General features: G+C 43.1%; 2 protein-coding genes. Both read right to left on the bottom strand.

What is annotated here, in order from left to right:
- Nucleotides 1-3,184: hypothetical protein (locus tag QME58_14170; protein MDI6804959.1), on the bottom strand; the 3,184-nt coding region annotated here is incomplete at its 3' end.
- A gap of 40 nt (nucleotides 3,185-3,224) precedes the next feature.
- The coding region (locus QME58_14165) for a hypothetical protein (GenBank protein MDI6804958.1) at nucleotides 3,225-4,057 on the bottom strand (833 nt) is incomplete at its 5' end.

The raw sequence follows: 4,057 nt of genomic DNA, 5'->3' as shown, positions 1-4,057 counted from the left end.
AAGCGTATTTTAATTGATCAGAAGCAAGGTTTGGATTTACTCCAGCAGTAATAACGGCGCTTCCGATGCCTAAATTGGGCGAGCTGACACGATAAGTATTTACACCGGTTTCCCACATTACAGTTATATTGCCGTTATATGATGCGACTGTTGGGTTATAAAAATTGAATGACCCCGACCAAGATATTGCAGCACCATAAGTACCATCGACGTTTCGTTTCTGAAAAAAAATTGCAGACTTTGGCGGTGATGGTGGAGGGTCGCCCGGACCTGGTGAAACTGCAAGAGCGCTAACGCTATACTTTTCAATAGGATCTTCTCTATAGGGCAGAAAATTTCCAGCTTCCCAAACTATATCACCTGCGGATGTTACTTGCGATTTGCGGCTTTCGCGGTCGCTGGGCGAATAAGGTGCCCCTTCATTAGCGCTGGCTGGTACTACTTCTTCATTACCTAATATGCTTTGATAATTTACTACTGTAGATAATTCGATTTTTCTCAAATAAATTTTTTGATTATCGTCATACGTTAAATATGGCATAGCGAGACTTGGATTTCTGAGTAGGGAATTTGGTTTAGTCAAAGTTCCACCACTATGGTATGAATGAGAATTAAGATATACAGTTTTCTTATGATAACTTATTCCATTCGTATTGTTCCAGAAAAAGTATAAATTATAAATACTTGCCCCAACATCTATATCGCCAGCAACAGGATTGGGTTCAATAACGCCCGGCGTGGAACCTAAACCGACTACATCAGTATGGGGTAAACCAAAACGCCTCCAAAAAACTGAATAAGTATTATCAGCCTGCTTTTTATTGAAAGTGATATCTGTACCACGTGCACTCGCTGATATTGATGGTTTACTCCCTTCGCCAACATAACTTTCAGGTTGCCAAGTATTTGCACCATCGGTAGATTTTGCCATCCAGATTCTACCAGCACTCTCGTATGCTAAATATAAATCACCAGAGTTAATTAATTTTCGTTGACTGTTACCCGATAGCGCTGTAGAAAGATTCGATTTCATAGGGAGTTTATATATAGCACGCAGATTTTCTATGTGGTCTGTGGGTGACACGTTGTGTGGGTTGGCTGTTTCGCCATCGCTCCAACCGACAAATAAATAACCAGCAGGCGGGACGGCCTCGATGGTTTTTGATCTATATTGTAGTATTGCACCATTCCACGTAGGACCGACATCAACTCCGTCAACCTTGTAAGTACCTCCGCTACCGGGCTCTATAAACTCGGCTGGACTTAACGAAACGTTGAAGAGTTTAAGAAAGTTGGCGGTGTAGGAGGCGTCTGAGTTTGGGACAGTAATCTGTATGGTTTTCTGGGTTGATGTACCACTGCCATGAAGATTCCAGTCTTGGAAAATGCGCATATAGTTATTGGCTTCTTGGCTATCCAATACTGCTAAGGTTTGTGTGCTGCCAACAGGAAATCCAAACTTTGCTCCAGACAAGTATTGCATAGTATTTACTTTTACAACACCACCATCGAACGAATTACGAACTGTCACAACCCTAGCATTTGTAAATCCTCGCGCATTGAATCGAGCGACAATCGCAGGAATATGTTGCCCATTATAGAGAACTTCATCTGCACGAATCACGGCATATGCATTATCCGTCATCGTGACACCGCTGCTGGTAAGGTAGTAGTGACTCTGCAGAACCAGCCGATCAATAATGGATCGCCCGATGTCGTCCCAGATTTGCATCAGCGTTGAAGACCACATTTGACCATCGTTATGAATCTGTCCCGTCAACCCACCTGGATATGTTCGTGTATCATTGAGGATTCTTCCAGCCCAGAACGGGTTGTGTCCATCCCAATTGAATACCCATTCGGAACGGAACGTGCTAATGCTCTTTGAATAACTTCCTGCCCAAAAATCACCAAAGCCTTCTCCAAGTGCACCCTGCTGTCCGTAACCGCTCCATCCCGGCACAGTGCCGTGGTGAATAGCATGTCCATACTCGTGCAAAATAACATCTGCATCTTCAGCATCATCGACACCCCCTTCACCAAATGTTAACCTATTTATCGACGGATAGTACCTAGAATTATCAGCACCATTTTCACCATGAGGGTCAGCCCATATCGAAAGGTTTTGAATGCCTGTAAATTCGAGAGATTGAATATACCGCTGGCTGTTATCAATATGGTAATAGACCATCACGTCCTCAAAACCCTGTTGACTTCTCGTGAAACGGAATGAATCAGGATGTGTAGCATTCACAGGAATACTTGTCGGGAGGTCCCAGTCTTTGATTTGGACATAAGGCCCTTCTAACCTATAAGTTGTGTCACTGCCTGAAACTACTCTCTTTATATCTCTAAGCATCACTAGCATTCGTTGAGCATTTAATTGCGGTGAATCACTATCATTGTTATCTACATATCCTGTTTGACCATACGAAGCTTGGGCAGTTGTTAGCGGATCAGGATTAAACACATGCCCTGAACCGTTCACAGAATTCAAACTAATATCCCTTGCTGCAACAATTTCTCCCGTGAGAGCGTCAACGAAAATTTCCCAATCGCCTCGAGGTTCATCGATTGGGAGTGTAATACGGTAAGTCAGTTTCTGGGTTTGACCGAACGGAAATATGACCAGCGTTGTAGTCAAATCGCCTAACGGAATGCCCTGAAATCCAAGATATTGTTCCGCGGTTCTTCTCGCTTCTGCCGATGATAGTACTGGTATTGTTGTAGTAACACTGAGTGTGGGTTTGTAGTTGTTCATCACCATCATAACTCGATTGCTGCAATCAAGGCTTACAACAATTTCTACTCCATACACAGGGATATTTTGGAACGTTTGTTGAAAGCGGACATGATATCCCGCGGGACTTTCTTGTATCAACTTTGTTTGAATATCTTGTAGACCTGGCTGCAACCTGAACGTTGTCACTTCTGAGCTGAGATACTGTCTCGCAGCCTGTTCGGGTGTTCCGCTAAACGGTGAATGGTCTACCTGATAGATCGCTCGCGGTGTACCCGTGAATGCATCGATGCGCTTATTGTCCACAAAATACGATCGTCCTTCTTCGTCAAACCATTTTATCAAATCCTCTCGCTGTTGAGAAGGTTTCTGCTGCGCATCGCTGGCATTGTTAAGTGTCAACATTAGCAGTGCAAAAACAAAAAAAAATAAATTGTTCTTCATATATTCCTCCATTGTTTTAAGTGAATAAAATTGTTAATTGTTATTTCCCATGAGCAATCACCGTTTTGAATCCCCCATTGACAAATCCAATGATAAAAACTTCATTTCCGTCTGTCCAGCCCGACGAATAATGAACGTCATCAAGCTTCAGTTGTGAGAATTGAAACCAATCGCTTCCATTCCAATGATATACAGTGCTGAAGTGTCCAACGGCAAAGATATTACGCTCGTTTGTCCCAAGAACTCTAGTCATCCATTTACCTGTATCAAGAACTTCAATCCATTGGTTTTCCGTCAATCGATATACATTTGGTCCTGCTGAGTAAAGATTGCCTTCAGGACTGGACCACAGTTGCGTCCCCCAAGGGAAAAAAACCTGCCCCGCTGTTATCAAAAATGAATCTGCAACCATCCATGTGTTGCCTTGAAACTTGTTAAGAAAGTAATAGGTCGAATCGATCTCACCAATGTGAGCAACATTATTCCAAATGCTCACAGCATAGATCTCGTCGCTACGTATGCCTGAAAAACTTAGAAATTGGTAACTCCCACGTGTATAGGATCTTGGTGGTGTATGTCGTGACCACGACACCCCCAAATAATGATATAATGTCCCTTCGACACCACCTGCCCATATATCATTTGATGATACCCCAAAGATAGCAAGGAGATTTCGAGCTCGAGGGATCGGAACTTCTATCCACTGTGCTCCATGGAAATGTATAATCAAACTCGAGTCTAAAAAATTCGGCGGCGGCGCGGGATTATCATATATTCTTTCTCCTACTGCATAAATATCATTCGGTCCGAAACCATAGATTGCGGAAAGACTTACGGCGCCGCTGACAGTTCCACCATCTGCAACATGAAATC

This window comes from Bacteroidota bacterium (assembly GCA_030017895.1).
Classification (GTDB): Bacteria; Bacteroidota; Ignavibacteria; order UBA10030; family BY39; genus JASEGV01.
Note: the sequence above shows the minus strand (reverse complement) of the source record. Positions and strands in the feature narration are given on the sequence as shown.